The 26,542-nt window shown below is 72.6% G+C and carries 24 protein-coding genes; 14 read left to right on the forward strand and 10 right to left on the reverse strand.

The annotated features are described in order from the left end of the window. Positions 1 to 100: 100 nt before the first annotated feature. Both ACIOD2_RS48135 and ACIOD2_RS48140 read right to left on the reverse strand, forming a co-directional pair. Complete coding sequence (locus ACIOD2_RS48135; protein ID WP_400552650.1) at positions 101 to 1,924, reverse strand: GAF domain-containing SpoIIE family protein phosphatase; 1,824 nt, start codon at positions 1,922 to 1,924, stop codon at positions 101 to 103. Positions 1,925 to 2,027: 103 nt separating this feature from the next. After that, on the reverse strand, positions 2,028 to 2,837 hold the full coding sequence (locus tag ACIOD2_RS48140; RefSeq protein WP_400552652.1) for a MarR family transcriptional regulator: 810 nt from the start codon (positions 2,835 to 2,837) through the stop codon (positions 2,028 to 2,030). Positions 2,838 to 3,008: 171 nt separating this feature from the next. On the opposite strand from ACIOD2_RS48140, the gene ACIOD2_RS48145 reads away from it, so the two are divergent. The 5 genes from ACIOD2_RS48145 (at position 3,009) to ACIOD2_RS48165 (ending at position 8,320) form a co-directional block, all read left to right on the forward strand. Beyond that, positions 3,009 to 3,995: a hypothetical protein gene (locus tag ACIOD2_RS48145; RefSeq protein ID WP_400552654.1), complete on the forward strand. Its 987-nt coding sequence runs from the start codon at positions 3,009 to 3,011 to the stop codon at positions 3,993 to 3,995. 41 nt (positions 3,996 to 4,036) lie between these two features. Beyond that, the gene (locus ACIOD2_RS48150) at positions 4,037 to 4,432 is read left to right on the forward strand and encodes a DUF805 domain-containing protein (protein WP_400552656.1); all 396 of its coding nucleotides are present in this window, start codon (positions 4,037 to 4,039) and stop codon (positions 4,430 to 4,432) included. Positions 4,433 to 4,476: 44 nt separating this feature from the next. Next, the gene (locus tag ACIOD2_RS48155) at positions 4,477 to 6,267 is read left to right on the forward strand and encodes a protein kinase (RefSeq protein ID WP_400552658.1); all 1,791 of its coding nucleotides are present in this window, start codon (positions 4,477 to 4,479) and stop codon (positions 6,265 to 6,267) included. A gap of 80 nt (positions 6,268 to 6,347) precedes the next feature. After that, positions 6,348 to 7,526 (forward strand): right-handed parallel beta-helix repeat-containing protein, encoded by a 1,179-nt coding sequence (locus tag ACIOD2_RS48160; RefSeq protein ID WP_400552660.1) that lies wholly within the window; start codon positions 6,348 to 6,350, stop codon positions 7,524 to 7,526. Between the two features lie 2 nt (positions 7,527 to 7,528). After that, on the forward strand, positions 7,529 to 8,320 hold the full coding sequence (locus ACIOD2_RS48165) for an FHA domain-containing protein (RefSeq protein WP_400552662.1): 792 nt from the start codon (positions 7,529 to 7,531) through the stop codon (positions 8,318 to 8,320). Positions 8,321 to 8,331: 11 nt separating this feature from the next. Here the strand turns inward: ACIOD2_RS48165 and ACIOD2_RS48170 are convergent, their stop codons facing one another. Together ACIOD2_RS48170 and ACIOD2_RS48175 are read right to left on the reverse strand one after the other, a co-directional pair. Next, positions 8,332 to 8,889: a DUF3558 family protein gene (locus ACIOD2_RS48170; RefSeq protein WP_400552664.1), complete on the reverse strand. Its 558-nt coding sequence runs from the start codon at positions 8,887 to 8,889 to the stop codon at positions 8,332 to 8,334. A gap of 58 nt (positions 8,890 to 8,947) precedes the next feature. Beyond that, entirely contained in the window at positions 8,948 to 12,013 is a 3,066-nt protein-coding gene (locus ACIOD2_RS48175; protein WP_400552666.1) for a GH92 family glycosyl hydrolase, read from the reverse strand. 269 nt (positions 12,014 to 12,282) lie between these two features. Between ACIOD2_RS48175 and ACIOD2_RS48180 the strand changes: the two genes are divergently transcribed. Continuing rightward, entirely contained in the window at positions 12,283 to 16,653 is a 4,371-nt protein-coding gene (locus ACIOD2_RS48180) for a glycoside hydrolase family 3 C-terminal domain-containing protein (RefSeq protein ID WP_400552667.1), read from the forward strand. 100 nt (positions 16,654 to 16,753) lie between these two features. Here ACIOD2_RS48180 and ACIOD2_RS48185 read toward each other — a convergent pair whose 3' ends face one another. Continuing rightward, positions 16,754 to 17,575: an alpha/beta fold hydrolase gene (locus ACIOD2_RS48185; protein WP_400552669.1), complete on the reverse strand. Its 822-nt coding sequence runs from the start codon at positions 17,573 to 17,575 to the stop codon at positions 16,754 to 16,756. Between the two features lie 11 nt (positions 17,576 to 17,586). Further along, entirely contained in the window at positions 17,587 to 17,967 is a 381-nt protein-coding gene (locus ACIOD2_RS48190) for a VOC family protein (RefSeq protein WP_400552671.1), read from the reverse strand. Positions 17,968 to 18,015: 48 nt separating this feature from the next. Between ACIOD2_RS48190 and ACIOD2_RS48195 the strand changes: the two genes are divergently transcribed. Further along, a complete protein-coding gene (locus tag ACIOD2_RS48195) occupies positions 18,016 to 18,636 on the forward strand; it encodes a TetR/AcrR family transcriptional regulator (RefSeq protein ID WP_400552673.1) in 621 nt (206 codons plus the stop codon). Here ACIOD2_RS48195 and ACIOD2_RS48200 read toward each other — a convergent pair. The 3 genes from ACIOD2_RS48200 to ACIOD2_RS48210 are packed head-to-tail and all read right to left on the reverse strand — an operon-like array spanning position 18,633 to position 19,586. Then, positions 18,633 to 18,905 carry a DUF1048 domain-containing protein gene (locus ACIOD2_RS48200; RefSeq protein ID WP_400552675.1) on the reverse strand — a complete coding sequence of 91 codons (273 nt, stop codon included), beginning with the start codon at positions 18,903 to 18,905 and terminating at the stop codon, positions 18,633 to 18,635. The genes ACIOD2_RS48195 and ACIOD2_RS48200 overlap by 4 nt on opposite strands. A 1-nt stretch (position 18,906) precedes the next feature. Further along, positions 18,907 to 19,263 carry a DUF1048 domain-containing protein gene (locus tag ACIOD2_RS48205; protein ID WP_400552677.1) on the reverse strand — a complete coding sequence of 119 codons (357 nt, stop codon included), beginning with the start codon at positions 19,261 to 19,263 and terminating at the stop codon, positions 18,907 to 18,909. Next, the gene (locus tag ACIOD2_RS48210; RefSeq protein WP_400552679.1) at positions 19,260 to 19,586 is read right to left on the reverse strand and encodes a PadR family transcriptional regulator; all 327 of its coding nucleotides are present in this window, start codon (positions 19,584 to 19,586) and stop codon (positions 19,260 to 19,262) included. Before ACIOD2_RS48210 ends, ACIOD2_RS48205 begins: the two co-directional genes overlap by 4 nt. Before the next feature lie 160 nt (positions 19,587 to 19,746). Here ACIOD2_RS48210 and ACIOD2_RS48215 point away from each other — a divergent pair, with 160 nt between their 5' ends. From ACIOD2_RS48215 to ACIOD2_RS48245, 7 genes are all read left to right on the forward strand, one after another. Further along, positions 19,747 to 20,937, forward strand: a complete 1,191-nt coding sequence (locus tag ACIOD2_RS48215; RefSeq protein ID WP_400552681.1) for an MFS transporter — start codon at positions 19,747 to 19,749, stop codon at positions 20,935 to 20,937. Positions 20,938 to 21,035: 98 nt separating this feature from the next. Beyond that, a complete protein-coding gene (locus ACIOD2_RS48220) occupies positions 21,036 to 21,371 on the forward strand; it encodes a PadR family transcriptional regulator (RefSeq protein WP_400552784.1) in 336 nt (111 codons plus the stop codon). After that, a complete protein-coding gene (locus ACIOD2_RS48225) occupies positions 21,368 to 21,748 on the forward strand; it encodes a DUF1048 domain-containing protein (protein ID WP_400552683.1) in 381 nt (126 codons plus the stop codon). The genes ACIOD2_RS48220 and ACIOD2_RS48225 overlap by 4 nt, the downstream gene beginning before the upstream one ends. Then, positions 21,745 to 22,515 (forward strand): ABC transporter ATP-binding protein, encoded by a 771-nt coding sequence (locus ACIOD2_RS48230; protein WP_400552685.1) that lies wholly within the window; start codon positions 21,745 to 21,747, stop codon positions 22,513 to 22,515. The genes ACIOD2_RS48225 and ACIOD2_RS48230 overlap by 4 nt, the downstream gene beginning before the upstream one ends. Further along, entirely contained in the window at positions 22,512 to 23,273 is a 762-nt protein-coding gene (locus ACIOD2_RS48235; RefSeq protein ID WP_400552688.1) for an ABC transporter permease, read from the forward strand. The genes ACIOD2_RS48230 and ACIOD2_RS48235 overlap by 4 nt, the downstream gene beginning before the upstream one ends. Next, a complete protein-coding gene (locus tag ACIOD2_RS48240; RefSeq protein ID WP_400552690.1) occupies positions 23,270 to 24,421 on the forward strand; it encodes a serine hydrolase domain-containing protein in 1,152 nt (383 codons plus the stop codon). Before ACIOD2_RS48235 ends, ACIOD2_RS48240 begins: the two co-directional genes overlap by 4 nt. Before the next feature lie 160 nt (positions 24,422 to 24,581). Next, positions 24,582 to 25,724 carry an FAD-dependent monooxygenase gene (locus tag ACIOD2_RS48245; RefSeq protein WP_400552692.1) on the forward strand — a complete coding sequence of 381 codons (1,143 nt, stop codon included), beginning with the start codon at positions 24,582 to 24,584 and terminating at the stop codon, positions 25,722 to 25,724. 6 nt (positions 25,725 to 25,730) lie between these two features. On the opposite strand, the gene ACIOD2_RS48250 is transcribed toward ACIOD2_RS48245, so the two are convergent. Further along, positions 25,731 to 26,474 carry an SDR family oxidoreductase gene (locus tag ACIOD2_RS48250; RefSeq protein ID WP_400552693.1) on the reverse strand — a complete coding sequence of 248 codons (744 nt, stop codon included), beginning with the start codon at positions 26,472 to 26,474 and terminating at the stop codon, positions 25,731 to 25,733. Positions 26,475 to 26,542: the final 68 nt, after the last annotated feature.

Here is a 26,542-nt window from a genome sequence, read left to right on the forward strand (position 1 = left end):
CGCCACGGCGCGGCCGTCGTCCATGGTGCCTCACCTGCGGCGCAGGGGCCAGTGCCGCCGGCGCCTGACCTCCACAGTGGACAGTCGACGTCGGCGGGTCTCAGGTGGCGATCGCGAGCACGACGACGTCGTCGTCGTGACCGCCCGGCTCGACCAGGTGCGCCAGCACGGCGTCGGCCACGGTCGCGGGGTCCTGGCCGGCGAACCCGGTCAGGAACGCCGCGAGCCCGCGGATCGCTTTGTCGAGATCCTCGCCGCGGCGTTCGACGAGCCCGTCGGTGTAGAGGAAGACCAGGCTGCCCGGCTCCAGCGTCGTCCGCAGGTTCGTCCGCGGCCGGGTGCGGAAGCCGAAGTGGCTGAAGAGCACGTCGTGCTCGGTCAGCACCTCGGTGCGGCCGCCCGGGTGGACCAGGATCGGCGGCGGGTGGCCGGCGTTGGTGGTCGTCAGGTCCCAGCGGCCGTCTCCGCCGGGGTGGAGGTGGGCGTGCACGAGGGTGCCGGTCGCCGCGAGCTCGAGGCCGGTCAGCGCCGTTTCCAGGGCTTCGACCGTCTCCGCGGGGCCGGCGCCCGGCAGGTCCCACGCGGCCTGGCGCAGCATGCTGCGGACCTGCCCCATCAGGGTGGACGCGTGGACGTCGTGGCCGGTGATGTCGCCGACCGTGACGGCCAAGGCTCCCGGCCCCGGTGCGCCGGGGAGGGTGACGGCGTCGTACCAGTCGCCGCCGACGGCTTCGTCGGCCTCCGACGGCCGGTAGCGGGCCGCCATCCGCAGGCCGGGCACCGTCGGCAGCGCGGTGAGCATGGCTTCCTGCAGCTCGCGGGCCACGCCGATCCGGCGTTCCAGCTGGCGGACGCGCTCCAGCGCCTGCGCGGTGTAGGTGGCGATGGTGCTGATCACGGCCCGCTCGGCGCTGTCGAGCTCGTGCGGCCGGTCCCAGCCGAGGGTCAGGACGCCGAGGACGTCACGGCTGCCGACCAGCGGCGCGCAGGCCGTGGCGTGCAGGCCCAGCTCGCGGTAGAGCCGGCCGATCGACGCGGGGAACCCGGCGTCGATCGCGGCGGGGTGCTCGTAACACAGCAGCCGCCGTTCCCGGAACGCCTTGGCGGTCGGCATGGCGGCGTCGGCGCGGTAGACCGCGAACTCGGCCGCGTCGGCGGTGGTCGTCCGGCCCGGCTGGGCCACCCGCCGCAGCGTGCCGTCCGGCTCGGCCACGACCAGCCCGACGTAGGACGGCCGGTGGTCCGCGGAGACGAGCCAGCTGACCTCGTGGCGGATCTGCTCCGGCGTCCGGGTCCCGGCCAGCGCCTGCGCGGCGCTGAGCAGGATCTCGTTGCGGGCGTGGGCCCGGTCGAGCTGCGAGGCCAGCTCGTCGCGGCGGTCGCGGTCGCGCTTGCCCTGCCGGGTGGCCAGGCGCAGGCGGATCTCGGTCGCGCACATCGTGGCGAGGTCCGCCAGCGTCGAGATCTCGTCGTCGGTCCAGGTGCGCGGCCGGGTGTCGATCGCGCACAGCGAGCCGAGCACCTCGCCCTGGGTGTCGGTCAGCGGGATCCCCGCGTAGGCGACGACCCCGAGGTCGGGGATGGCCAGGTTGTCGCGGGTCAGCGCGGAGGTGCGGGCGTCCGAGAGCACGAGCGGCACCCCGGTGGCCACGACGTGCTGGCAGAACGAGTGGCTGAGCGGGGTCTGGCGCGCGGTCGCCCACGGTTCCGGGAGGCCCTGCATGCCCGGGAAGACCTGGCGGTCCGGTTCGACGAGCGAGACCAGCGCGACGGGGACCCGCAGCTGCACCCGGACCATGGCGGCGAACCGGTCCATCGCGCTGTCGGGCTGGGCGGACAGGCCGCTGTCGTGCAGGGCACCCACCCGCGCCGGGTCGCACAGGACCAGGTCCGGCGACCGGGGAAGGGGCGTGCCGTCGTGCATCAGGCCCCTCCCCACGCCGTCGTCGCCGCCCGGCCGGTCCGGAGCGCGAAGGCCAGGGTAGGTCGTGACGCCGGGTAAGTGCGTCACGACCGAATCACGGGGGCTAGAGCGCGTCGGCGACGGGGGTGAGCCCGGTGATCAGCTCGTCGAGCTCGGCCGCGGTGAGCACGTCGTACGCGGGTGCGGCCAGCTCGTCGGTGCGGGTCTCGAGCCGCTCCCTGAACTCCCGGCCGGCGTCGGTGAACCCGTCGGCGGCGTCCACGAGCCCGCGGCCGCGCAGCCCGTCGACGACCGCGGCCAGCCGGTCCTTCGGCAGGTGGTGGATCCGGCCGAACTCCGCCGGCTTCGTGCCGAGGGCGAGCGCGGTGAGGACGTGCGCCTCGGTGCCGCCGATGCCGTGGGCGACGAGCAGGGCGTTGTGGCCGTCGCCGCGGTGCTCCCGCAGCAGCGTCGCCGCGTGCCAGACCCGGGCCACCGGCTCCTCGGGCACGTCGAGCGTCCGGAGCCCGGCGTACAGCGCCCGGCCCTCGGTCGGCGCGCTGAGGGCGGCGCGGGTGGCGAGGTCGGCGATCCGCACCAGGCCGGGGGCGTCGGCGAGCTCCCCGATCCGCTGCCGGATGGCGGCGGCGCTGCCCCGCTCGCGCACGGCGATCGCCTCTTCGGGGGTGATCTTCCCCCAGACCCACGGGATGTGGCGGGCCACCTCGCCCTCGGCGAAGTTGTAGAAGACGGCGTGCACCACCTCGGCCGGCGCCAGGCCCAACGGCGCGGCGCGGCCCGCGAAGTACCCGTCCCAGTAGTTGCGCATGCCGACGGCCCGGAAGGCCTCGTCCGGCACCTCGGAGAAGGTGATGGTGCCGAGCACCTCGACGAGCTCGAACATGCGGCGGATCTTGGCCAGTGGGTGCGACATCGGTCGGCGTCTCCTCCGGTCGTGGCCGCGCCCCTCGTGGGCGAGCCCTCACCCTGGCCACGAACGGCGCGGCCCGGATTCGACAACTCCCGCCGGATTCGTTTCGCCGGGGACCGGTCCCCGGCGGCTCCCGGTACACCATCACGGTACGGACCTGCGGGAGGAGCGGTCATGGGGCCGGGACGCCGGCGGCGGGCGATCCGCGACGCGGCCGGCGCCGCCGGGCTGGGGAAGGTCGTCCGGATCCACCGCAAGCACAGCGGCGGCGTGGCGATCGGGCTGTGGGTCCTCACCGTGGTGGGCGCCGTCGTCGCCGTGATCGCGACGATCATCCTCCGGTCCGAGGACTCGACGGTCTGGCAGTGGCCGTTGCTCGGGTGGAGCGCGCTGGCCGGGCTGGCCTTCGTCGTGACGCACGTCGGCCCGGTGTACGGCGGACGGCACTGGATCGCCGTCGCGGAGCGGGGCGTGGTGGTCTGGCAGCGCGATGCGGGGTGGACCGCGACCTGGGCCGAAATGCCGGCCCTGGACGAAGACACCATGTGCGGCGCCCGCGACCTCGAGGAGGCGCGGTTGCGGCGGGCTCCGGTCGGGGCCTGGACACCCCGGCGGATCACGGGCCTGACCGTGCTCACCCTGGCCGCCGCGGCGGCCGTCTGGTTCACCGCCGTGCCGATCGCGCGGAACTACCTGGTCGGCGACGCGCCGGCGAAGGCCGGTCAGCTGGGCCGGCTGTGCGACGGCGGACGCGTGTTCGGCCAGGCCGCCGCCTACACCGGCCCCGCGCCGCACCCGGTCGTCGTGTTCGGCGAAGGCTCCGAGCTGTACTCCTCGGACCCGCGGATCGACGCGGCCTCGGTGCAGCTGGTCGGCTGCGTCGTCGTCACCGGCGGCGAGGAGGCCGGGCACTGCGACTTCGAGGACGGCTACCGGACGGAGTCCTACCACGGCCGGTACCGGGTCGACGTCGTCGAGACGCGGACCGGCCGCGCGGTCGGTTCGTTCCCGGTCGAGGGCGGGAAGCTCGTGCTCCGCTGCGCGGAGGCGCTGTTCGTGCGGCCGTCCGAGTCCGGCAAGCTGCGGAGGTTCTACGACCTGCCCGACCGCGAGGACCTCGGTGCCCACCTGGCCGGGTTCGTCGGCGGTGCGCCGCGCTGATCCGGGGACCGGTCCCCGGGCCGGCACCCCAAGCTCGGCGCATGCAGTTCGAAGGTGCGCCGGCCCTCGCCGGGCGTCGCAGGATCGGCTTCGGGGCCGCGCTGGCCCGCGCGGTGCGCTTGAGCTTCCGGTTCCGGGGCCGGGCGTCGCGCCCCGAGTTCTGGTTCTTCTTCCTGGCCTACGCGTCGCTGGTCCTGGCCCTGGGGATCATCGAAAACGCCGCGGACGAAGAGTGGGTCTACGTCGTCGGCACCGTGCTCTACCTGCCCTGGGTGGTGCCGTTCCTGAGCGTCGGCGTCCGGCGGCTGCACGACACCGGGCGGACCGGCTGGTGGTGCGCCGCGATCATCTCCTGCTTCGGCTGGATCTTCCTGCTCGCCTTCTGGGCCGAGCGGAGCAAGCCAGGGGAGAACCGGTACGGCCCGCCGCCGCGGTGACGCGGGGTCAGCGCACCGACACGGCGTTTCGTACACTGCCCCGCGTGGGCAAGGGGCGAGTCGTGGCCAACCGCTACCGGTTGGAGGAGGAGCTCGGCCGGGGTGGGATGGGCGTCGTCTGGCGGGCGGCCGACCTCGAGCTCGGCCGGCAGGTGACGCTCAAGCGGTCGCTGGAGGAGGACGCCGGGCAGATCCGGCGCGAGGCCCGGATCGGGGCCGGGCTGCTGCACGCGAACGTCGTCACGGTGTTCGACACGGTCGTCGACGGTGACGCGCGGTGGCTGGTCACGGAGTACCTGGCCGCGCGGAGCCTCGAAGAGCTCGTCGACGACGACGGGCCGCTGCCCGGGGACCGGGTCCGGAAGATCGGCACGCAGCTCGCCGCGGCGCTCGCGGACATGCACTCGCGCGGCATCGTCCACCGCGACGTCAAGCCGGGCAACGTCCTGGTGACCGCGGACGACGTCGCCAAGCTGACCGACCTGGGCATCGCCCGCTGGACCGAGGTCACCCGCACCGGCGGCGCCCAGCTCACCGGCACGCTCGGGTACGTCGCGCCGGAGGTGGCCGACGGCGCCGAAGCCGGGCCTGCCTCGGACGTCTTCTCCCTCGGCGCCACCCTCTACGCCGCGATCGAAGGCCGGTCGCCGTGGGGCTCAGGGGAGGACGGCCCGTTCGCGCAGATGCGCCGGGCCGCCGGCGGACGCCCGGTGCCCGCCGAGCGCGCGGGGCCGTTCGAGCCGGTGCTCGCCGCGCTGATGGCCCGGCACCCGGCCGACCGGCCCACCGCCGCCGAGGCGGTCACGCTGCTCGCGGCGGACGCGCCGGCCCCGCGACGGTCCCGGCGCCGCCTGCGCCGCCGGCTGCTCGCCGCGGCCGCCGTGGTGGCGGTGGCCGTGCTGGTGACCGGGTTCGTCCTGACCCGGCCGGACCCGTCGGCCCCGGCCCCGGCTCCGCTGGTGGCCGCGCCCAACACCCTCGGCACCGACCCGGCCGCGACCGACCCGTGCGCGGCGATCTCGACGGCCTCGCTGGCCCCGTTCGGTGAGCCGTTCGTGGACCCCGAGGTGCTGACCTTCGGCACCTGCGCGGTCACGACCACGCTCGCCGACGGCACCGGCCAGGTGCAGACCCGGCTCGCGCTGACCGGCCCGCTGCGGTACCCGACCCGGCCGCCGGTGCCCGGCAAGATGGGCGAGATCGAGCACCCCGAGGCCAAGGACGGCACCTGCGAGCGCGCCATTTCGCTGGCCGACGCCAACCGGATCGTCGTCACCTCCTACCCGGTGACCGAGGCGCAGGACGCGCCGGTGTGCGCGATCTCGGAGGCGGTGCTGTCCGGCGTGCTCCCCATGCTCGCCAACGGGCCGCTGCCGCGGCGGACCCTGCCGTTCCCGCCGTGGTCGCTGGCCCACGTGGACGCCTGCGGCCTGCTCGACACCGCCGCGGTGTCGGCGGCCGCGGGCCGCACCCCGCCGCCGGACCACGAATTCGGCGGCTGGGGCTGCACGTGGGAGGCCGATCCCCGCACGATCACCGTGGAGTTCGACCGGGAATGGCCGCTCGAGGCGGACGAGGAGGTGCCCGGCGAGCGGATCCGCCTCGGCAGCCGCACCGCCATCGTGGCGCCGGTGAAGGGCGGCAAGCCCCAGTGCGCGGTGACGATCATCCACCGCCGCTACACCCCGGTGCTGCCGGTGCTGCGCGGCACCGATCCGCAGCGGGAGGAGCTCGCCGTCGTGACGCTGGAGGACACCGGCGCGGCCGGCGGTGACGCGCTCTGCGCGGGCGCGCGGACGCTGGCGGCCACCGTCGCCGCCCGGCTGCCGTCGTGAACCGGGGACCGGTCCCCGGCGGGCCCGGCTAGAAAGGACGAGGCCGGCACGGAGCCGCCGGAACGGACGAGGAGTGGGCGATGCACGTGCTGGCCGGGGTGGCACTCCTGGTGGTGGCCATGGCCGGTCCGGCGGGCGAGGGGGCTGCCGGACCGGCACGGATCCTGCACGTCGGGCCGCACGGGGAGTACACGGGAGTCCAGGCGGCGGCCGACGCCGCGCGCCCGGGGGACACCGTCGCGATCGAAGCCGGCACGTACCCGGGCGGGCTGACCGTCCGCCGGGACGGCGCCCCGGGACGGCCGATCCGGTTCACCGGCGCCGGCGGCACCGCGGTCCTGACCGGCGCCGGCGGCCTGGCCGTGGGCGGGCACGGCTGGCTGGAGTTCACCGGCGTGACCGTGGCCGGCTCGACCGGCTTCGGCGTGTACGCCGACGGCGCGCACGACCTCGTGTTCGACCGCTTCGGCGTCGACGGCTCCCGCGACGGCGGGCTCGTGCTGGTCGGCACCCACCGGGTGCGCGTCACGCGCTGCGACATCCGCGGTACCAACGCCCGCGGCACGTCGGCCGACCACGAAGCGCTGAGCGTCGCCTCGGGCTCGTCGGACGTCGAGGTGTCCGGCTGCCGCGTGCACGACAACGGCGAGGAGGGCATCGACGTCAAGTACGACGACGCGGCCCGGGTGCGGATCCACCACAACGTCGTCACCGGCAACCGCGGGCCGGACATCTACGTCGACTCGTCGTCCACTGTGGACGTCTACGCCAACGTCGTGGGCGGCACCCGGGAGGCCACCAAGGCCGGGATCGGGCTGGCCGTCGAGGACTACTCGGAAACCCGGCTGCTCTCGGGCGTCCGGGTCTTCGACAACCTCTCCACCGGCAACGCGCAGGCCGGGCTGAGCCTGTGGGTCGAGTCGACCGGGACCATGCGGGACCTGGCGATCGTCAACAACACCTTCGCCGGCAACGCCCGCGGCTCGGTGCTCGTCGACGCCGACCGGTTCACCGGGACGAACATCCTGCGCAACAACGTCTTCGGCGACGGCCCGGTCGACGCACCGCCGTTCACCGCCGACCACAACTTCGACGGCGACCCGGGGTTCGTGAACCCGGCCCACGGTGACTACCACCTCGCCGCGGGCTCGGCCGCGATCGACGCGGGCAGCCCCGCGCGTGCCCCCGGGTCCGACCTCGACGGGGTGGCCCGGCCCGCCGGCGCGGGCTTCGACATCGGCGCCTACGAACGGAAGTAGCCGTGGCCACCGGACGTCTCGACCCGCACCGCCAGCGCAGCTTGCGCCACGGCGTCACCGTCGCCGTGCCCGGCACGCTGAGCGCGCTGACCGTCACCGGCGGCGTCGCGGTGCCGCCGTCGCCCGGGAGCCGGGTGACCTTCGGGCGCAACCGGCGGGAGGTCGACGTCTGCGTCGGCGAGGAGGACGTGCGGATCAGCCGGGTCCACGGGCTGCTCGTGCGCGAACGGGACCGCTGGTGGCTGAGCAACACCGGCCGCTCGCCGATCCGGCTCTCCGACAGCGTCCTGCTGCACCGCGACAGCGAACCGCTGCCGCTGGCCGACGGCTACACCGCGGTGTTCCTGCGCGGCACCCGGGAGCACGTGCTGGAGCTGCTCGTCTCCGACGGCGAGGCCGGTGTCTCCACGAGCCGCCCGACGCACCCGACAGCACCCCCGAAACGCTGGCGGCTCTCGCCGGAGGAGCACCTCGTGCTGGCCGTGCTCGGGCAGCGTTATCTCGGTTACGATCCCCAGCCGCTGCCGCTGTCCCGCCAGCAGGCGGCCGCCGAGCTCGCCGAGCGGCGCCCGCGCGAGAACTGGACGGCCAAGCGCGTCGAGCACCTCGTTTCCCGGGTCCGGCAACGCCTTTCCGATGCCGGCGTCCACGGCCTGCGGCGCGAGGAGGTGGGCGAGCCGGTGGGGCTGACGCTGACCGTCAACCTGCTCCGCGAACTGGTGCTGTCGACGACGCTGGTGCCGATGGACCTGGAGTGGCTGGAGCTGCCGGACCCGCCGCCGTTCTCCGACTGAACGGGTGGCGGTCACGGAAGCTTGGGCTCGAGCACTCTCGCGACACCGTAGGCCGTGGCCGAGGCCTGTGCGGTGCGCCCGTAGGCGGCGACCGCGGTGACGTCGATGCGGGACTTCGTGCCGACAGCGATGCTGAAGACGCACAGGGCGATCGGCTCCTCCACGGTCACCCCGGCCTGGTGCCGGCCGAGGGTGTGCGCGGGCTGGATGAACCGGATGTCGGGGTAGGTCCCCGACGCGGAGACCCCGCCGTTCTCGACGATCGTCACGGAAACGCTCCGGTTCACCGCCAGGTCGTAGGTGCAGGCACGTCCGTCCACAGAGGACGAGGGCACGCCCGGGCCCAGCTCCATGGTCCGTTCGTCCTGGTCGCTGAGCAGTCCGCAGGGATCCTGTTCTCGCAGGGGGCGCGGCGGACCGGTCGAAGTCGCCGGTACGGGTGCCGGGTCGGCGGACGTCGTGGCGGCGGGCGCGGTGGGTGCCGGTGCGGGCGCGGTGGGTGCCGGGTCCGGTCCGCACCCGGCCACGGCCGCCCCGGCGGCGATCAGGGCCAGCACCCGAACGCGCACGTCGCCGCCTCTCCGCCTCGGACGGCCAGGATCTCACACCCGGCCCGGGCGGCGGTTCTCAGTCTCCCGGGCAGAGGTGCAGGGCCAGGACGTTCCCGCCGGACGCCCGCACGTGCACCCGGGCGATGCTGAACCCCGGGCCCGTGGCGATGCGGAAGTCGGCGCCCGCGTTCTGGCGGTTGCCGAAACCCGCGTCCGGCAGGGTGAACGTCGCCGTCTTCCAGGTGCCCGTGTTGGTGTTCGTCACCGATGAACTGCCCTGGTACGGCTCTCCCGTCGAGTCGTACTGGACGTTCCACGTTCCGGTGCCCTGGTCGAAGTAGTCGACGTCGATCGTCGCCTGGTACGCCGAGCCGCCCGGGACCAGGTCGTTCGTGACCCCGAAGTACAGGTAGCCGTTCACCGTGGTCCGCGCCGAACGTCCCGCAACGGTGCCGGCCGTGGACCGGCCGTCGTCGTTGTCCAGCCGCTGCAGGCCGCACTCGGTGTCGGTGACGCCGAGCGTGTCGCACACCGTCGCCGCGCCGTCGGCGGCGGGGACCGTGACGCCGATCGTGCTCCCGGGTATCCCGTCGAAGCTCACCGGCACGGGGTGGCTGCCCTGCGCCGCGTCGGCGGCGACCGTGACCGTCACCGGCTGGCTCGTCCCAGGGCGCAGCACGCCCGACGACGGTGTCACGGTGATGCCCGCCGGCGGTTTCGCCGTCCAGCGCACGGGGCCCGCGTGCCCACCGGCGTCGACCACGCCGACGGTCGTGGAGAACGACGTGCCCTGACCCGTGACCACCCCGCCGCTCGGGCTGGTGTAGCCGATGGCGGGCGCCTGACGGTCCTGATAGGACGGTGGCGCGGCCCCGGCCGCCGTCGCCCACGACGTGTTCGGCTGCGCCGAGAGCGAGAAGGTCAGCTTCGCGCCGGACCGCAGTGCCGAGTCCGGCAGGAACGTCTTGTCCCAGCGCTTTCCGTCCAGGGTCAGGCCGGTGACGTACGGGTGGTCGTCGGCCGCGGCGGGGGCGTCGATCGTGATCGCCCGCCCGTTCGCCAGGTGGATCACGGCCTTCGGGAACAGCGGGCTCGCGAAGGCGAGATCGGTCGTGCCGGGTGTCACCGGGTAGACGCCGAGCGCGGCCCACACGTACCAGGACGACTGCGCGCCCAGGTCGTCGTTTCCCGGCTCGCCGTTCGGGGTCGCCGCGAACAGCTGGGTTTCGATGCGGCGGACGACTTCCTGGGTCTTCCACGGCTGCCCGGTGTAGTCGTACAACCAGGGCGTGGCGAAGTCGATTTCGTTGCCCGACCACTGGTTCGGCAGGTTCGGGCCGGTGTTGAGCAGCTGGAAGAACGCGTCGGCCCGCTGGTTGACCGCGCCGCGCCCGCCCATGGCCGCGATCAGGCCGGCCATGTTCTGCGGGACGAGGTAGTTGTACTGCGCGGCGTTGCCCTCGTCGAACCCGTCCTGGCCGAACTGGCCGGGCGGCGGCGCCACGAACCCGGGCCCGGACGGGAAGGCGCCGGTGCTGTCCTTGGGACGCACGTAGCCGGTGCCGCCGTCGAAGACGTTCTGCCAGTTCTGCCCGCGGGCCGCGTACGTACCGGCGGTGTCGTGCCGGCCGAGGGCGCCGGCGAACCGCGAGATCGCGAAGTCGTCGATCGCGTATTCCAGCGTCTGGGACGCGCCTTCGCGCACGTGACCCAGTTCGGCCCGGTCGTTGGGCACGTAACCGAGGGCCTGGTAGTCGGCGACACCCTGGCGTTCGAGGTACGGGAACCCGGCCGGGGCCGGTGTCGTCGCGCCTTTCAGCATGTACGTCAGCGCGGTGCCGGTGTCGAAGTCCTTCGCGCCGAAGGCGTGCAGCGACGCGAGGAACGGGACGACGTTGTCGCCGTTCATCACACCGGACTCCCCGTTCATGACCGGCCACTTAGGCAGCCAGCCGAACTGCTCGGCGTCGTTCACCAGCGACTGGGCGAGGTCACTGCCGACGTCCGGTAACAGCAGTGCCTGCAGCGCGGCGAGACAGCGGTAGGTGTCCCACAGCGAGTAGTTGGCGTACTGGACCCGCTGGTGGCCGCCGACCGTATGGACCTTCGCGTCGAAGCCGGTGTAGCGGCCGTCGACGTCGCTGAACGTCGTCGGGTACAGCAGCGAGTGGTAGAGCGCGGTGTAGAACGTCCGTGTCCGCTCGTCCGTCCCGCCGCCGACCTGGACGCGCGCGAGGAGGTCGTCCCACTGCTTCCGCGCGGCCGCCCGCACCGGGGCCGGGTCCCAGCCCGGGATCTCGGAGGCCATGTTCCGCTGCGCGCCGGCGGTGTCGACGAAGGAGATCGCCACCTTCGCGTGCAGTGTCCGGTTCGTGCGCGTGTCGAACGTCAGGTAGCCGCCGGAGTGCGGGCCGGAGACGTCGATCGACGCGCCGGGGGCGCCGACCGTCGTGCCGTCCCAGCCGCCCGCGGTCGTGAACGGACGGTCGAACCGCAGCGAGAAGAAGAGCGTGTACTTGTTCTGGCTGCCGCAGAAACCCCCGGTGGTGGCCGAGCCGACGACCTCGCGGTCGCCGACCGTCCGCAGGTCCGCGGCCTGGTTGCCGTTGAGGCTGGCGCCCGCCTTGACGAGCACCTGGGCCTGGTCACTGGCCGGGAAGGTGAACGCGGCCAGGCCCGTGCGGTTCGCCGAGCTCAGGTCGACGCGCACGTCCGAGTCGGCCAGCGTCACGCCGTAGGCGCCGGCCTGGGCCGTTTCGGTGCTGTGGGAGAACGTCTCGGCGCGGTTCCACGGCGCGGTGCCGACGTCCCCCACCACCGGCAGGATCGGCACGTCCCCGAACTGACGGCAGCCGACGGAGGCGTGCGTGAGGCTGAAACCGCTGATCTGGGTGCTGTCGTAGGAGTAGCCCGCGTACGCGCCGGGCGTGTCCGGGCTCCACTGGAGCATGCCGAACGGCACGGCCGGGCCGGGGAAGTTGTTGATCTGCCCGACCTCCGCGCCGCCGGTCCCCGTCCCGATCATCGGGTCGACGTACTGCGCCGGATGCGTCACGAGCGACACCGGTGCCGCGGCCGCGGCCGCTGGTGTGGTGACGCCGAGCGCGAGCAGGGTCGCTGCGGTAAGCGCTTTCCAGAGCATGGACCGGTGAGCGGTACGGCGCACGGCAAGCCTCCGAGGGCTTCGACATCGCTGTTGGACATCGCTGTGAAGCGGCGTCTCGAAGTGTCGGCATTGTTCCGATATCTGTCAATACCGCTTGCGCCGCAGGAACTTGCGGAAAGTTTACGTCTTGTCCTGTTTCGGTTTTGTCCGGAACGGGGGGACAAGATCGCGGCTTTCCCTTGACTTCTTCCACGATCCGGCGGAAGGGTTGATTCTCGCGTCGGTCCGCCCCTGGAGGTTTTCCCATGGCCCACACGCGTCCCGCCCACCGGTACACGGCTTTGGCCGTCGCCGCCCTGAGCGGAATCGCTTTCACCGCTGCCGTGGTCACCGATTCGGCCGCCGCGGCCCCGGCCGCGCCGACGCCGATTTACCGGGACACCCATTACGGCTTCGCCGAACGCGCCGCCGATCTGGTTTCGCGGATGACGCTGCCGGAAAAGGTGCAGCAGCTGCACACGAACAACGCGCCCGCGATCCCGCGGCTCGGCGTGCAGCAGTACACCTACTGGAGCGAGGGGCAGCACGGGCTGAACCGGCTCGGCGGCGACGCCGGCGCGGGCGGCCAGGGTGACGTGGACGACGTGCACGCGACGAGCTTCCCGGTGAACTTCGCCGCGACGATGTCGTGGGACCCGCAGCTGACCTACGCCGAGACGACGGCGATCTCCGACGAGGCCCGCGGTTTCCTGGACAAGTCGCTGTTCGGGACCGGGCAGAACAACATCGGCCCGGACGTCAACGAGTACGGGGACCTGACCTACTGGGCGCCCACGGTCAACCTCGACCGCGACCCGCGCTGGGGCCGCACCGACGAGGCGTTCGGCGAGGACCCGTACCTCGTCGGGCAGATGGCCGGCGCGTTCGTCGACGGCTACCAGGGCAATACCCTGGACGGCAAGCCGATGACGCCGTACCTCAAGGTGGCCGCCACGGCCAAGCACTACGCGCTGAACAACGTCGAGGACGACCGGCTCTCCGGCGACTCGCCGGCCACCGAGGCCGACCTGCACCAGTACTACCTCAAGCAGTTCCAGACACTCGTCGAGGACGACCACGTCAGCGGGCTGATGACGTCGTACAACGCGATCGACGGCACGCCCGGCGCGGTCAACACCTACCTGGTGAACCAGCTGGCCCAGCGCACCTTCGGCTTCGACGGCTACACCACATCGGACTGCGACGCGATCGCCACGGCGTGGCAGCCGCCGCCGGGCGGGCACCTGTGGGCCGCGCCGGGCTGGCGTGCGTCCGTCGCGGGCGCGCAGGTGATCTGGACGAACACCACGACCGGGGCGACGATCCCGGCGGCCGCCGGCGCCGAGGCGTACGGCCTGCGCGCCGGGACGCAGCTGAACTGCACGGGTGACCAGGCGACGCTGCCGAACATCCAGGCCGCGATCGACGCGGGCATCCTGTCGGAAGGCGTGCTGGACGCCGATCTCGTCCGCCTGTTCACCACGCGGCTGGCCACCGGCGAGTTCGACCCGGCCGACCGGGTCGGGTACACGAAGATCGGCAAGTCCGTCATCGAGAGCCCGGACCACCAGGCGCTCGCGACGAAGGTCGCCGACAACTCCCTGGTGCTGCTGAAGAACGCGCCGCTGCAAGGTGGCGCCCCGCTGCTCCCGGCCGACCCGGCGAAGACCACGAAGGTCGTCGTCCTCGGCGATCTGGCGAACACGGTGACGCTCGGCGGTTACAGCGGCCAGCCGACCCACACCGTCAACGCCGTGCAGGGCATCCAGGCCGCGCTGCCGAACGCGTCCGTCGTCTTCGACGCGGCGGGCACGTCGACCACGTCGACCGCGCCGGCCGTACTGAGCGACACGACCAAGGCGGCCATCCGGGCGGCGGACCTGGTCGTGGTGTTCGCCGGCTCCGACCACGCGACGGCGGTGGAGGGCCACGACCGGTCGTCACTCGCCATGCCGGGCAACTACACCTCGCTGATCGACCAGGTCAGCGCCCTGGGCAACCCGCGGACCGCGCTCGCGCTGCAGACCCTCGGGCCGGTCGACCTCGGCGACGTCGAGGCGAAGGTGCCGTCCATCGTGTTCAGCAGCTACAACGGGCAGAGCCAGGGCACCGCGCTCGCCGACGTCCTGTTCGGCGCCCAGAACCCCGACGGGCACCTGGACTTCACCTGGTACGCCGGCGACTCGCAGCTGCCGGACATGCACAACTACGGACTGAGTGCCGCCGCCACCGGCGGGCTCGGCCGGACCTACCAGTACTTCACCGGCGCGCCGACCCACCCGTTCGGCTACGGGCTGAGCTACAGCACGTTCCGGATCTCCCACGTCACCGTCGACCACCAGGCGGTGTCCGCCGACGGCACGGTGAACGTCGGCCTCGACGTGACGAACACGGGGCAGCGCACCGGAACCACGGTGCCCCAGCTGTACGTGGCGGCGCCCGGCGCGGGCACCGGTGACGAGCCGTTGCAGCGGCTCGCCGGGTTCCGCAAGACGCGGCCGCTGGCCCCCGGCCAGTCGCAGCACATCGTGCTGCCGGTGCAGCTCCGCGACCTCGCGGGGTGGGACACGGCCCACTCGCGCGAGACGGTCGCCGACGGCACCTACCAGTTCCGGGTCGGCACCGACGCGGCGTCGATCGTGGCGCGCCAGGACGTCCGCGTGACCGGGACGCCGAAACCGCGCGTGCGGTCGGTGACCGTGCAGCCCGAGGCCGTCGTGTACCACCCGGGGCAGAGCCTCGACCTGACCGGGAAGAACCGCTGGCTGGCCGACGACACGAACCCGGCCGAGCAGCCGGACCGCGACTTCGGCATCACCGCGGACAAGGTCGTCGAGGCGGTGAACGACGACCAGTCCTTTGTGGACCCCGCGCACGCCCGCGTCTCCTACAAGAGCAGCAATCCCGACGTCGCCAGCGTGGACGGCAAGGGGGTCGTGCGCACGATCAAGGACGGCGTCGCGACGATCACCGCGACCGTGAACGGCGTCTCCGGCTCGGCGCCGATCGTCGTCACGGGAACGTTGACGAGCACGGTGCCGGGGTTCCTGGCGGCGGGGGAGCAGGGCACGGCGACGGCCACGTTCGTCAACGGCAGCACGAAGGACGTGCGCGGGCTGGCCGTGGTGATCGCTCTTCCGGCGGGCTGGACGGCCACGCCGTCGACGCCGACCGGTTCCGGGCGGGTCCCGGCGGGCGCGTCGGTCACGGTGAAGTGGACCGTCACGGCCGGTGCAGATGCCAAGCCAGGCACCTACCCGATCACCTTCACCGCGACCTCGAGCGCCGGGACGTTCACCTCCGGCGGGGACGTCAAGGTCCCGTACGGCTCGGTGGCGGGCGCCTACAACAACACCGGGATCAGCGACGACGGCCTGCCCGCGGCCGGCGCGTTCGACGGCAGCGGGCTGAACTACTCGGCCCAGGCGCTGGCCGCCGCCGGGTTCGCGCCCGGCCAGACCGTCACCGCGGGCGGGATCCCGTTCGCCTGGCCGCGGCCGAACGTCCCGGACAACGTCATCGCGGCCGGTCAGGTGCTGCCGGTGAGCGGGCAGGGGCGGCTACTCGGGTTCCTCGGCTCCAGCGCGTTCGGGAACACCTCCGCGCCGGGGACCGTCGTCTACACCGACGGCAGCACGCAGAGCTACACGCTGTCGTTCGCCGACTGGTGGTCGGGCAGTGCGTCGCCGGGGACGTCGATCGCGGCCACCACGCCGTATATCAACGTCGGGCCGGACAGTGCGCGGCAGAACCAGAACGTGCACGTGTACCTGGCCTGGGCCGCGCTCGACCCGGCCAAGACGGTCAAGTACGTCGTCCTGCCCGACAGCGCGCCGGGGCAGGCGGCCGGCAGCCCGGCCATGCACGTCTTCGCCGTTGGGATCGGGCAGGCCGCCGACGGGGCCGCGATCGTCGGGGACTCCTTCGGCGACCCGGACAGCGCGCACGGCGCGAGCATCCGGGACGGCGACGACGGCCGGACGACCCCGGTGACCGCGGGCGGGCTGCCGGCCCGCACGACGACGGGCGCCGCGTCGCCGTACGTCTACCTGGATCTCGACGACGGCGTGGTCCCGGGCGGCCAGTATCAGGCCACCGCGTACGTCAGCTACTTCGACCGCGGGACGGGCAGCTGGACCATCCAGTACGACTCGTTCGCCGACGTGCCGAACAACGCCTACCGCGAGTCGGCGGTGGTGACCGGCACGGACACCGGCACCTGGCGGACGGCGGTGGTCCCGCTGCCCGACGCCGCGCTGGCCAACCGCGAGAACAACCATTCGGACCTGCGGTTGAACATCGGGACGGGCGGCCTGGCGATCGGCCGGATCGCGGTGACCGTCACGGGTGCCGGCGCCGTGCCGATCCAGCTGACCTCCGCCCAGCCGGGCGCCCCGGTGATCACGCAGCAGCCGCGGGACGCGGCCGCGACGTTCACCGCCTACGCCGTCGGCGACCCCTCGCCTTTGGTGCGGTGGCAGCAACTGCCGCCGGGCGGCGAGTGGGCCGACGTCCCCTCGGCGACGTCACCAACGCTCACAGTGAGCGGCGGGACGGACGGCACGCAGTACCGGGCGGTGTTCACCAACCTGGCGGGCGCCACGACCAGCGACCCGGCCACCCTGCACGCGGGCTGACGGCTGGAGCCGGCTGGCGAGCGGTCGGGTACGGGGTCAGTGGGTGCGGGTGGTGACCAGGCGGCCGCGAAACGGCCCCGAATCTCCCCATATCCCCGATCTAGCGGGGAACCGCTGTTGAAATGGTCGACGCCGAGAGGGCGTTCGCCAGCTCGGCGGGGTGGGTGAGCGGCAGCAGGTGGTTCGCTCCCGCGATCGTCGTGACGCGGGCGTCCGGCAGCATCGCCGCCAGGCGGCCGATCAGCCGGTGGGTCGCCCCGGGGCTGTCCGCGCCCTGGACGAGCAGGACCGGGGCGGTGATCCGGGCCGGGTCCGGCGGTGTCCACCGGCCGATGGCGGGAACTTCGTTGGTGAAGAAGAACTCCGCGTCCCGTTCGGCGCGGGCGAGCCCGTCTTCGCCGAGGACGCCGGTGAGCACCGCGCGGTAGTCGTGGCCGCAGACAGCGGAGTTGAACGCGTCGAAGGCCGCGGGGATGTCACCGCGCGCGGCGGCGGCCATGGCTCCGCCCAGCGCCGCGCCGATCGTGCTCCGCACCTCGGCCAGGTCGGCCGGGTCCAGCAGCTCGTCGATCAGCGGCGGCTCGGACAGCACCAGGCGGGCCACGAGATCCGGGCGGTCGACGGCGAGCTGGAGCGCGATCGCGCAGCCGGAGGAGTGGCTGACCACCGTGGCCGGCCCGGTACCGAGGCGGTCGAGCAGCGCCGCGGCGTGGGCCGCGTGCCCGGCGAGCTCGATCGGCTCGCGCACGGCCGCTCCGCCGGTGTAACCCGCGCGCAGCATCCGGATCACGCGGCCACCGAGGAGCCCGGCCAGCGGCTCGAACCAGGCGCCGAACACGCCGGCGTGCACGAGCAGGGTGGTTTCCCCGGCCCCGGTGTCCGTCCAGCCGACGGTGGCGCCGTCGATCGTCGTGGAGTTCATGGCTCGTCCCTTCAGTTCGCGTAGAGCCGGATCTCGGTGCCGTCGGGATCGTGCAGGCCGACCAGCACCTTGCCGCCGCCGTGACCGGTCACGACGCCGCCGTGGGGTTCGCCGGCCTCGTCCAGCGCGGCCTTCCACGTCTCGAGGTCCGCCCGGGACGGCACGAGCAGGGCCAGGGCGTCGAAGCCGGACAACGCCTTGGCGCGGGCGGGATCGTGGCGCAGCGCGAGCTGCGGCGAGCACCCCTCTCGCTGCAGGGCCAAGCCGCGGACTTCGCCGTCTTCGACGAACTCGATCGTCACCTCGAAGCCCAGCACCCGCTCGTACCAGGCGCGGCTGCGCGCGACGTCGCCCACGGGCAGCTTGACGTGGTGGATGCCGGTGATCTCCATGGCGACCCCGATTCGTTGTAGTCCAACTCTAGAGTTAGAGTGCAACGTGTGACCGAGAACGTCAAGCCCCGCGCGGCCCGCACCCGGGCGACCCGGCGGCGCATCGTGGACGCGGCCGCCGAGCTGTTCGTCGCCGACGGCTACACGGCGACCACGCTCGAACAGATCGCGAAGCGGGCCGAAGTCGCCGTGCAGACGGTGTACTTCCACTTCGGCAACAAGCGGACGGTGCTCAAGGAAGCCGTCGACCTCGCCGTCGTGGGGGACGACGCCCCCGTCGGCATCCTCGGCCGCCCGTGGCTGGAGGAGGCCCGGGCCGAGCGGGACCCGCGGCGGGTCATCGCCCTGTGGACGGCCTACGGCCGCGGCATCGTGACGCGGATCGGCCCGATCATGCGGGTCGTGCGCGACGCCGCCGTCGTCGACCCCGACATGGCCGCCCAGTGGACGGCGAACATGTCCCAGACCGCGACCGCGTTCGGCGTCCTGGCCGGGCAGCTCGACGGCCTGTCCGCGCTGCGCGTGCCGGCCGGCGAGGCCGTGGACATCCTGTGCGCGCTGTCCGGGCTCGAGATGTACCTGGTGCTCAGTGATCGCGGGTGGAGCCCGGACCGGTGGGAGCGGTTCGTCGTCGAATCACTCGCCCACGCGCTGCTGAAATCCGCTTAGCCGCGGGGGTCCTCGAGCAGGTCGTCGCAGAAGGCGGCGACGTCGTCACCGATGAGCTCCCGGACTCCCTTGCCGGCCGCGGCGCCCTCCTCGAAGAATTCGGCGATCCCGGCGAGCGGGGGCTCGCCGAGCCCTTCGGCCACGCCGACCTTGAAGACGTACCGCTGGATCTCCTGGTAGACGATCCGGTAGTCCGGCGGGAGCGCCTTGATCCGCGCCTGGTGCGCCCGCCACTGCTTCTTGCCCTCGATGACGTCGTGAATGCCCATTTCAGCCTCCCAGCTGTCCCAGTTTCCGCGCCACGTTCCGGTTCAGCTGCTCGCGCCACCGGTCGCGATAACTCCGGGCGCCTTCTCCGCCCGCCAGCGCCGTGCAGAAACCCTTGACGTCGTCGCCCAGTACGTCGTGAATGCGCTGCCCGTCGGACGCCGTCTCTTCGAGCAGTCCCAGCACGCCTTCGAGAATCGGCATCAGGTTCCGGCCGGAGAAGTCCCCGTACGGAAAAAGGTGACTCTTGATCTCTTCCCACGCTGCCCGGTATTCGGCCGGCAGAACCTCGGCTCGGGCTTCGAACGCCTGGCATTCCTTGGTGAGATCACTGCCGGTGATGGTCTCCCAGAGTTTCATCTCCCGCTCTCCCTGAGCTTTTCGATCCGTGACGTGACGTATTCCCATTTCGCCCAGAACGTCGCGAGCTCTTGGCGCCCGGCGTCGTTGAGCGCGTAGAACTTGCGCGGCGGGCCCACTTCGGACGGTCGTTTCGTCACCTGGACGAGCCCGTTCTTCTCCAGCCGCAGCAGGATGGTGTACACCGTCCCCTCGACGACGTCGGCGAAGCCGAGCTCGTTCAGCCGGCGCGTGATGGCGTACCCGTAGGTCTCCTCGCCGCCGATGATCTCGAGCACGCATCCCTCGAGTGTGCCCTTCAGCATCTCGGTCAGGTCGTCCATCGTGGTCCTTCGGTTCTCGTGGTACTCGGTGGCACCGAGTACTGCTACACGGTACCACTAGGTAGCGGCCCGCGGGAGCGTTCGGCCTGCGCGGGCGTCCGCGCGATCTTGATCACTCCCGGCGCCGGTCGCCCGCGCCGGTCACGCATGATGCTCGGAGATGGTTGAAGACTTCCGGCTGCGCTCGGTCGCCGCGGCGGCGTACGGGCCGGCGGCCCTGTTCGGGCTGTCCGAGGGGGCCGTGCTGCCGGTCGTCGCGCTGAGCGCGATCGACCGCGGGGCGAGCACCCCGGCGGCCGCGCTGATCGCCGCGCTGCTCGGGGTCGGGTCGCTGGCCGCGAACATCCCGGCCGGGATGCTCGCGACCCGGTTCGGCGAACGCCGGTCGATGCTCCTGGCGGCGGCCGTCATGGTCGCCGGCGTCCTGACCTGCCTGGTCGACCTCGGCCGCGGGCCGGCGTCCCTGCTGCTCTACGGCTTGGGGATCCTGCTGATCGGGGCGGCGAGCGCGGTCTACAGCCTGGCCCGGCAGTCGTACCTGACCGAGATCGTGCCGGCGCACATGCGCGCCAGGGCGCTGTCGACGCTGGGCGGGAGCATGCGCGTGGGCGTGTTCCTCGGGCCGTTCGCCGGCGCCGCGGCGATGCAGTTCGCCGGGCTGCCGGGTGCGTACTACGTGAGCCTGGCCGCGATCGTGGCGGCCGGCGCGCTGGTGTTCCGGGTGCCCGACCTGGAGGTCACCGCTGTCGACCGGGCGGACGCGTCCGCGGTCACGACGCGGGGGATGCTCCGGCAGCGGTGGCGGGTGTACGCGACGCTGGGGGTGGGGATCCTGCTGCTCTCGGCGATCCGGCAGACCCGCCAGACGGTCGTGCCCCTGTGGGCGGCGCACATCGGCCTGTCGCCGACGACCAGCTCGATCATCTACGGCGTCGCCGGAGCCGTCGACGCGCTGACGTTCTACCCGGCCGGGAAGGTGATGGACCGCCACGGGCGCCGCTGGGTGGCCGTGCCCGCGACGCTGGTGCTGGGCGTTTCCTTCGTGGTCATGCCGTTCGCGGGCGGCGCGGTCGCGCTGGCGGTGGCGGCCATGGTGATGGGCTTCGGCAACGGGATCGGCTCGGGCATCGTGATGACGCTGGGCGCCGACGTGTCCCCGCGCGTGGGCCGCCCGACGCACATCGGCATCTGGAACGAGCTGGCGGACATCGGCAGCGGGGTCGGCCCCCTGATCCTGTCCGCGGTGACCGCCCTGGCCGGCCTGGGCGCCGGAATCGTGGCGAGCGGCCTGGTCGGCTTCGCCGCGGCCGGCGCCTTGTGGCGGTGGATACCCCGTCCGCAGCGCGGCTGACCGGCCGGTCGGCCCACCTTCGAGCCCCCTTGCGCGATCGCTATTCAGCGATACTATGTACCGGTAGTCAGCATCATTGAGTAGTGAGTGAGGTGTCCGTGGGCAAGCAGGTGACGGAGATGCTCAAGGGGGTGCTGGAGGGCATCGTCCTGGCGATCCTGTCCGGCCGGGCCGCCTACGGCTACGAGATCACCGCGTGGTTGCGGGAGCAGGGCTTCGCCGACATCGCCGAGGGCACGGTCTACGCGCTGCTCGTGCGGGTCGAGCAGCGCGGCTTCGTCGACGTCGAGAAGGTCCCGTCCGAGAAGGGGCCGCCACGCAAGGTCTATTCGCTCAACGCACTGGGACAGCAGCAGCTCGACGAGTTCTGGAAGACCTGGAGTTTCCTCGCGCACCGGCTCGAGCAGCTCCGTGAAGGGGGCAACCGACCATGAAGATTTCGGATATCACCGCGAGGGTGATCGGCGACAAACGGCGCTGGCGGGCCTACAAGGCGCGCACCAAAAGGCTTCCCGAGAACTACCGCATGGCGGTCGGCGCCCTGGAGCGGTACCTGATGTTCTTCGGGGCGGCGGACGGCGACAGCGCGGCCACGATGTTCGAGGACCTGGCCGACCTGTTCGAACGGGCCGCGGCGGACGGGACGGCGATCCGCGAGATCGTCGGGGACGATCCCGTGGACTTCGCCGAGGCGTTCATCCAGAACTACACGAAGGGCGGCTGGGTCATCCGGGAACGGGACCGGCTGACCAACGGCATCAAGCGCGCCGAAGAGGCGTCCGAAGAGGCGACCGGGGAGGCACAGTCATGACGGCCCCGGTGATCCACGTGCACGGCCTCGAGAAGTCCTACAAGACGCTGCGGGTGCTGCGCGGCGTGGACTTCGAAGTGGCACGAGGCAGCATCTTCGCCCTGCTCGGCTCGAACGGCGCCGGCAAGACGACCGTCGTCAAGATCCTGTCCACGCTCCTCAAGGCCGACGCGGGGACGGCGGGGGTCAACGGCTTCGACGTCGCCACGCAGGCCGAGGACGTCCGGGCGTCCTTCAGCCTCACCGGGCAGTTCGCGGCCGTCGACGAGATCCTCAGCGGCCGGGAGAACCTGGTGCTGGTCGCCCGGCTGCGGCACCTCAAGGGCCCGGGCCGGATCGCCGACGACCTGCTCGAGCGGTTCTCCCTCACCGACGCGGCGGCGCGGAAGGTGGCGACGTACTCGGGGGGCATGCGCCGCCGCCTCGACATCGCGATGAGCCTCGTCGGGAACCCGCCGGTCGTCTTCCTCGACGAGCCGACCACCGGGCTCGACCCGCAGGGGCGCCTCGAGGTGTGGCAGGCCGTCAAGGAGCTCGCCGGCCGGGGCGCCACGGTGCTGCTCACGACGCAGTACCTGGACGAGGCCGAGCACCTCGCCGACCGGATCGCGATCCTGCACGAGGGCCGGATCATCGTGAACGGCACCCTCGCCGAGCTCAAGCGGCTGCTCCCGCCGGCCAAGGTCGAATACGTCGAGAAACAGCCGACCCTGGAAGACGTCTTCCTCGCCCTCGTCGGCACCGGAGCGAGAGGGGAGCAGCGATGACCAAGCACTTCTTCGGCGACACCACTGTCCTGTTAGGACGGTCCCTGCGCCACATCACGCGCAGCGCGGACACCATCATCACGACCGCGATCATGCCGATCGCCATGTTGCTGCTGTTCGTCTACGTGTTCGGCGGCGCGATCAAGGCCGGGTCCGATTCGTACGTGAACTACCTGCTGCCCGGCATCCTGCTCATCACCGTCGCCTCGGGCATCTCCTACACCGCGTTCCGGCTCTTCCTGGACATGAAGAACGGCATCTTCGAGCGGTTCCAGTCCATGCCGATCGCGCGGTCGTCGGTGCTGTGGGCGCACGTGCTGACCTCGCTGGTCGCCAACCTGATCTCGCTCGTGGTCGTCGTGGGTGTCGCCCTGCTCATGGGGTTCCGGTCGGGCGCGGGGGTGGGGGCGTGGCTCGCGGTGCTCGGTGTCCTGCTCCTGTTCACCCTGGCGCTGACGTGGCTCGCCGTCATCCCGGGCCTCACCGCGAAGTCCGTGGACGGCGCCAGCGCGTTCTCCTACCCGCTGATCTTCCTGCCGTTCCTCAGCTCCGCGTTCGTGCCGACCGGCACGATGCCCGGCCCGGTGCGCGCCTTCGCCGAGCACCAGCCGGTGACGTCGATCGTCAACGCGCTGCGCAGCCTGTTCACCCAGCAGCCGGTCGGTGCCGACCTCTGGATCGCGCTGGCCTGGTGCGCCGGCATCCTCGTCGTCGCGTACGTCTTCGCCACCCTCACCTACCGGCGCAAGATCTCATGAGAATCCTGCGGGTGGTGTCGGCCTTCGTCCTGCTGACCGGCGTGACCGTGCCGACGGCCTTCGCGGGGCCGGGACGTCCGGAGCTGCAGGAGACGATCCAGTCGATCGTTGAGTCCGGGTTCACCGGGGTGCAGCTGCGCGTGCACGACCAGCGGGGCGACTGGACCGGCAGCGCCGGCGTGCGCGAGCTGGGGGAGCCGGCGAAGCCGCCGGCGGACGGGCGGTTCCGGATCGGCAGCGCCACCAAGACCTTCACCGCGACCGCGGTGCTGCAGCTGGTGGCCGAGGGCCGGCTCGGGCTGGACACCCCGGTGGCCGGCTACCTGCCGGAGTTCGGCTTCGACCGGCGGATCACGGTGCGGATGCTGCTGCAGCACACCAGCGGGCTGGTCGACTACACCGGCGACCACCGTCCCGACGGGACGGTCGTGCCGGGCATTCCCTGGTCGGGCCGGGAATGGGTGGACCACCGGTTCCGCACCTACCGGCCGGAGGACCTGGTGCGGCTGGCCGTGGCCGAGCCCGTGAAGTTCGCGCCGGGCACGGACTGGAGCTATTCCAACACCAGCTACGTCGTGGCCCGGCTGCTGATCGAGAAGGTCACCGGCCGCTCGTACGCCGAGGTGCTGCAGCGGCGGATCCTGCGCCCGCTCGGGCTGCGGGACACCGTGGTCCCGGGCACGTCCGTGGACATCCCCGGCCCGCACGCCCACGGCTACTACCGGTACCCGGACGCCGGGACGGGGAAGACGGTCGACGTCACCCGCCAGAACCCGTCCTGGATCTCCAGCGCCGGGGAGCTGATCTCGACCACCCGGGACCTGGGCACGTTCCTCTCCGCGCTGACGGGCGGGAAGCTCCTCCCGGCACCGCTGCTGGCCGAGATGCTGAAGCCGCACCCGACGCCCGACCCGGCGAGCGACTACGGCCTCGGCGTGTTCGAGCTGCACGCCGACGCCAACTGCAGCGGAACCGTGCTGCTCAACCACAACGGCGGCGTCCAGGGTTACGGGACGCTGATGTACAGCACCCCCGACGGCAGCAGGACCCTGGAAGCCTCGGTCACGTACGTGGACACCGGAACCGTGCCGGCGGACGCGTACCAGCAGGGGGTACAACGCCTCATCGCCGACGAGTTCTGCGCGTAGCCGCGCGTCCGAGTTCGACTGGTTCGACCACGGCAACGCCGTCCGGAAGGCGGATTCCGTTGCGGGACCGCGGTGCGGCGGGCGGCTACCGTCCGATGTGGACGATCAGCCTGTGCCGGACGCCGTTGACTATTCGGCGTCCGGTTGGTTGGCTGGCCGGATGCGGGCGGTCGTCGTCGGTGGCGGGATCGGTGGGCTCGTCGCGGCCATCGCGTTGCGGCAGCGGGGCTGGGCGGTCACGGTGGTCGAGAGCGCGGCGAAGTTCGGCGAAGTGGGTGCCGGTGTGCAGCTCGGCCCGAACGCCACCAGGGTGCTGGCCCGGCTGGGGCTCGACGAGGAGCTCACCAGGGTCGCCGTGACGCCGGAGGTGGTGCGGTTCTGCCGGTGGGCCGACGACGCCGTGCTGACCGAATGGCCCGTGAAGCAGCGGATGCGCGAGCGGTTCGGGGCGCCGTACTACACGCTCTACCGGCCCGACCTGATCGAGGTGCTGGCCCGCGCGCAGCCCGCCGGCCAGGTGCTGCTCGGTGCGCGGGTGACCGGGGTGGCCACCGGCGGTGACGGCGCGACCGTGTCCACTGTGGACGGACGGCGCCTGGAGGCCGACCTGGTGCTCGGCTGCGACGGGATTCATTCCACCGTCCGGTCCCGCACCGTCGGTGACGCCCCGGCCCGGTTCTCCGGCATGTGCGCCTACCGTGCCCTGGTCCCGGCCGACGGCACCGAGCCGAAGGTGCGCACCTGGCTCGGGCCCGGCCGGCACCTGGTCGCCTACCCGGTCGGGCGCGGCGGGCGTTACCTCAACCTGGTGGGCGTCGTCCCGGCGGCGGACTGGCGGACCGAGTCCTGGGTCGCGCCCGGCGACGCCGGCGACCTGCGCCGTCACTTCGCGGGCTGGTCGGCGTCGGTGGCTGGGCTCCTGGACCGGGTCGGCGGCCCGGTCTACCGGTGGGCGCTCTACGACCGCGAGCCACTGCCCGCGTGGGTCGCGCGGGCGACCGCGCTGCTCGGCGACGCGTGCCACCCGATGCTCCCGTTCCTCGCCCAGGGGGCCGCGCAGGCCGTCGAGGACGCCGGGGTGCTCGCGGAGTGCCTGGCGGATGCCGACGTCCCGGCGGCGCTGGAGCGGTACCAGCGGCTGCGCCTGCCCAAGGCCTCCCGCATCCAGCGGATGTCCTGGGACAACAACACGGCCTACCACCTGCCGGACGGGCCGGAGCAGCGTGCCCGGGACGAGGCGATGCGCCGCGGGGAGGCGTTCGCGCTCGACGCCGTCAGCTGGCTCTTCGAGGACACCGGCTGACCCCGGTCAGCCGCCGGAGGCCAGCGCGGCGGCCTCGGGACTGTGGAGCCACTCGGCATAACCCGGCCCGAGGATGGTCGCGCCCGGCCGGGGGAGGAGGCCGTCCTCGGCGATGCCGGTGACGGTGTGCTCGTCGGTCCGCAGCTCCAGCCGCAGGTCGAAGTGGTCGACGAAGGCGCGGGCGAGGTCGAGCACCTCGGCCGGGTCCGGGCCGGCGATGTCGGGTGTGCGGCCCTGCGCGGGGCCCTCGGCGACCTCGACGAGCGCCGCGGCCACCGCCGTCGCGGCCACGGTCTGCACGCGCAGGCCGAACACCGTGGCGTGGCCGCCGTCGCGGGTCCGGCCCACGAGCTGCCCGGGGAACTCGTGGAAATGGGTGGCGCGCACGATCGTGGCGGGCACCGGTCCCGAACCGGCCGCGCGCTCGTGCGCCACCTTCGCGCGGAAATAGCCGAACCCGGTGTCGTCGATCCCCACGACCGACAGGGTCACGACGTGCCGCACTCCCCGCTCGGCGCCGGCGCGCTGCAGGTTGGCCGCGGCGCTGGTGAAGAACCGCCTGGCCGGCTCCTCGTCCAGGGACGCCGAATTGCTGACGTCGATAACGACGTCGACGCCGTCCAGCGCGGCGCTCAACCCGTCTTCGTCCAGCAGGTCGGTCAGCGCCACCACGGTGTGGCCGCGCCCGCGAGCCGCCTCGGCGACGTGCGGGCCGACCAGTTCGTCCGCTCCGGCCACGGCGATACGCACGGATCAACGGTAAACAGGGGCGCCGGACGGCGCAACCACGGCTCGCGCCCGTCCGCCACGCTGCGAGG

Origin of the sequence: Amycolatopsis sp. NPDC088138, assembly GCF_044741685.1 — a bacterium.
GTDB lineage: Bacteria > Actinomycetota > Actinomycetes > Mycobacteriales > Pseudonocardiaceae > Amycolatopsis.

Coding starts and splice junctions, on each gene's coding strand:
- ACIOD2_RS48135 (WP_400552650.1), bottom strand. CDS start 1,924: ATGCACGACGGCACGCCCCTTCCCCGGTCGCCGGACCTGGTCCTGTGC.
- ACIOD2_RS48140 (WP_400552652.1), bottom strand. CDS start 2,837: ATGTCGCACCCACTGGCCAAGATCCGCCGCATGTTCGAGCTCGTCGAG.
- ACIOD2_RS48145 (WP_400552654.1), top strand. CDS start 3,009: ATGGGGCCGGGACGCCGGCGGCGGGCGATCCGCGACGCGGCCGGCGCC.
- ACIOD2_RS48150 (WP_400552656.1), top strand. CDS start 4,037: ATGCAGTTCGAAGGTGCGCCGGCCCTCGCCGGGCGTCGCAGGATCGGC.
- ACIOD2_RS48160 (WP_400552660.1), top strand. CDS start 6,348: ATGCACGTGCTGGCCGGGGTGGCACTCCTGGTGGTGGCCATGGCCGGT.
- ACIOD2_RS48175 (WP_400552666.1), bottom strand. CDS start 12,013: ATGCTCTGGAAAGCGCTTACCGCAGCGACCCTGCTCGCGCTCGGCGTC.
- ACIOD2_RS48180 (WP_400552667.1), top strand. CDS start 12,283: ATGGCCCACACGCGTCCCGCCCACCGGTACACGGCTTTGGCCGTCGCC.
- ACIOD2_RS48185 (WP_400552669.1), bottom strand. CDS start 17,575: ATGAACTCCACGACGATCGACGGCGCCACCGTCGGCTGGACGGACACC.
- ACIOD2_RS48190 (WP_400552671.1), bottom strand. CDS start 17,967: ATGGAGATCACCGGCATCCACCACGTCAAGCTGCCCGTGGGCGACGTC.
- ACIOD2_RS48200 (WP_400552675.1), bottom strand. CDS start 18,905: ATGGGCATTCACGACGTCATCGAGGGCAAGAAGCAGTGGCGGGCGCAC.
- ACIOD2_RS48205 (WP_400552677.1), bottom strand. CDS start 19,263: ATGAAACTCTGGGAGACCATCACCGGCAGTGATCTCACCAAGGAATGC.
- ACIOD2_RS48210 (WP_400552679.1), bottom strand. CDS start 19,586: ATGGACGACCTGACCGAGATGCTGAAGGGCACACTCGAGGGATGCGTG.
- ACIOD2_RS48215 (WP_400552681.1), top strand. CDS start 19,747: ATGGTTGAAGACTTCCGGCTGCGCTCGGTCGCCGCGGCGGCGTACGGG.
- ACIOD2_RS48225 (WP_400552683.1), top strand. CDS start 21,368: ATGAAGATTTCGGATATCACCGCGAGGGTGATCGGCGACAAACGGCGC.
- ACIOD2_RS48230 (WP_400552685.1), top strand. CDS start 21,745: ATGACGGCCCCGGTGATCCACGTGCACGGCCTCGAGAAGTCCTACAAG.
- ACIOD2_RS48235 (WP_400552688.1), top strand. CDS start 22,512: ATGACCAAGCACTTCTTCGGCGACACCACTGTCCTGTTAGGACGGTCC.
- ACIOD2_RS48240 (WP_400552690.1), top strand. CDS start 23,270: ATGAGAATCCTGCGGGTGGTGTCGGCCTTCGTCCTGCTGACCGGCGTG.
- ACIOD2_RS48245 (WP_400552692.1), top strand. CDS start 24,582: ATGCGGGCGGTCGTCGTCGGTGGCGGGATCGGTGGGCTCGTCGCGGCC.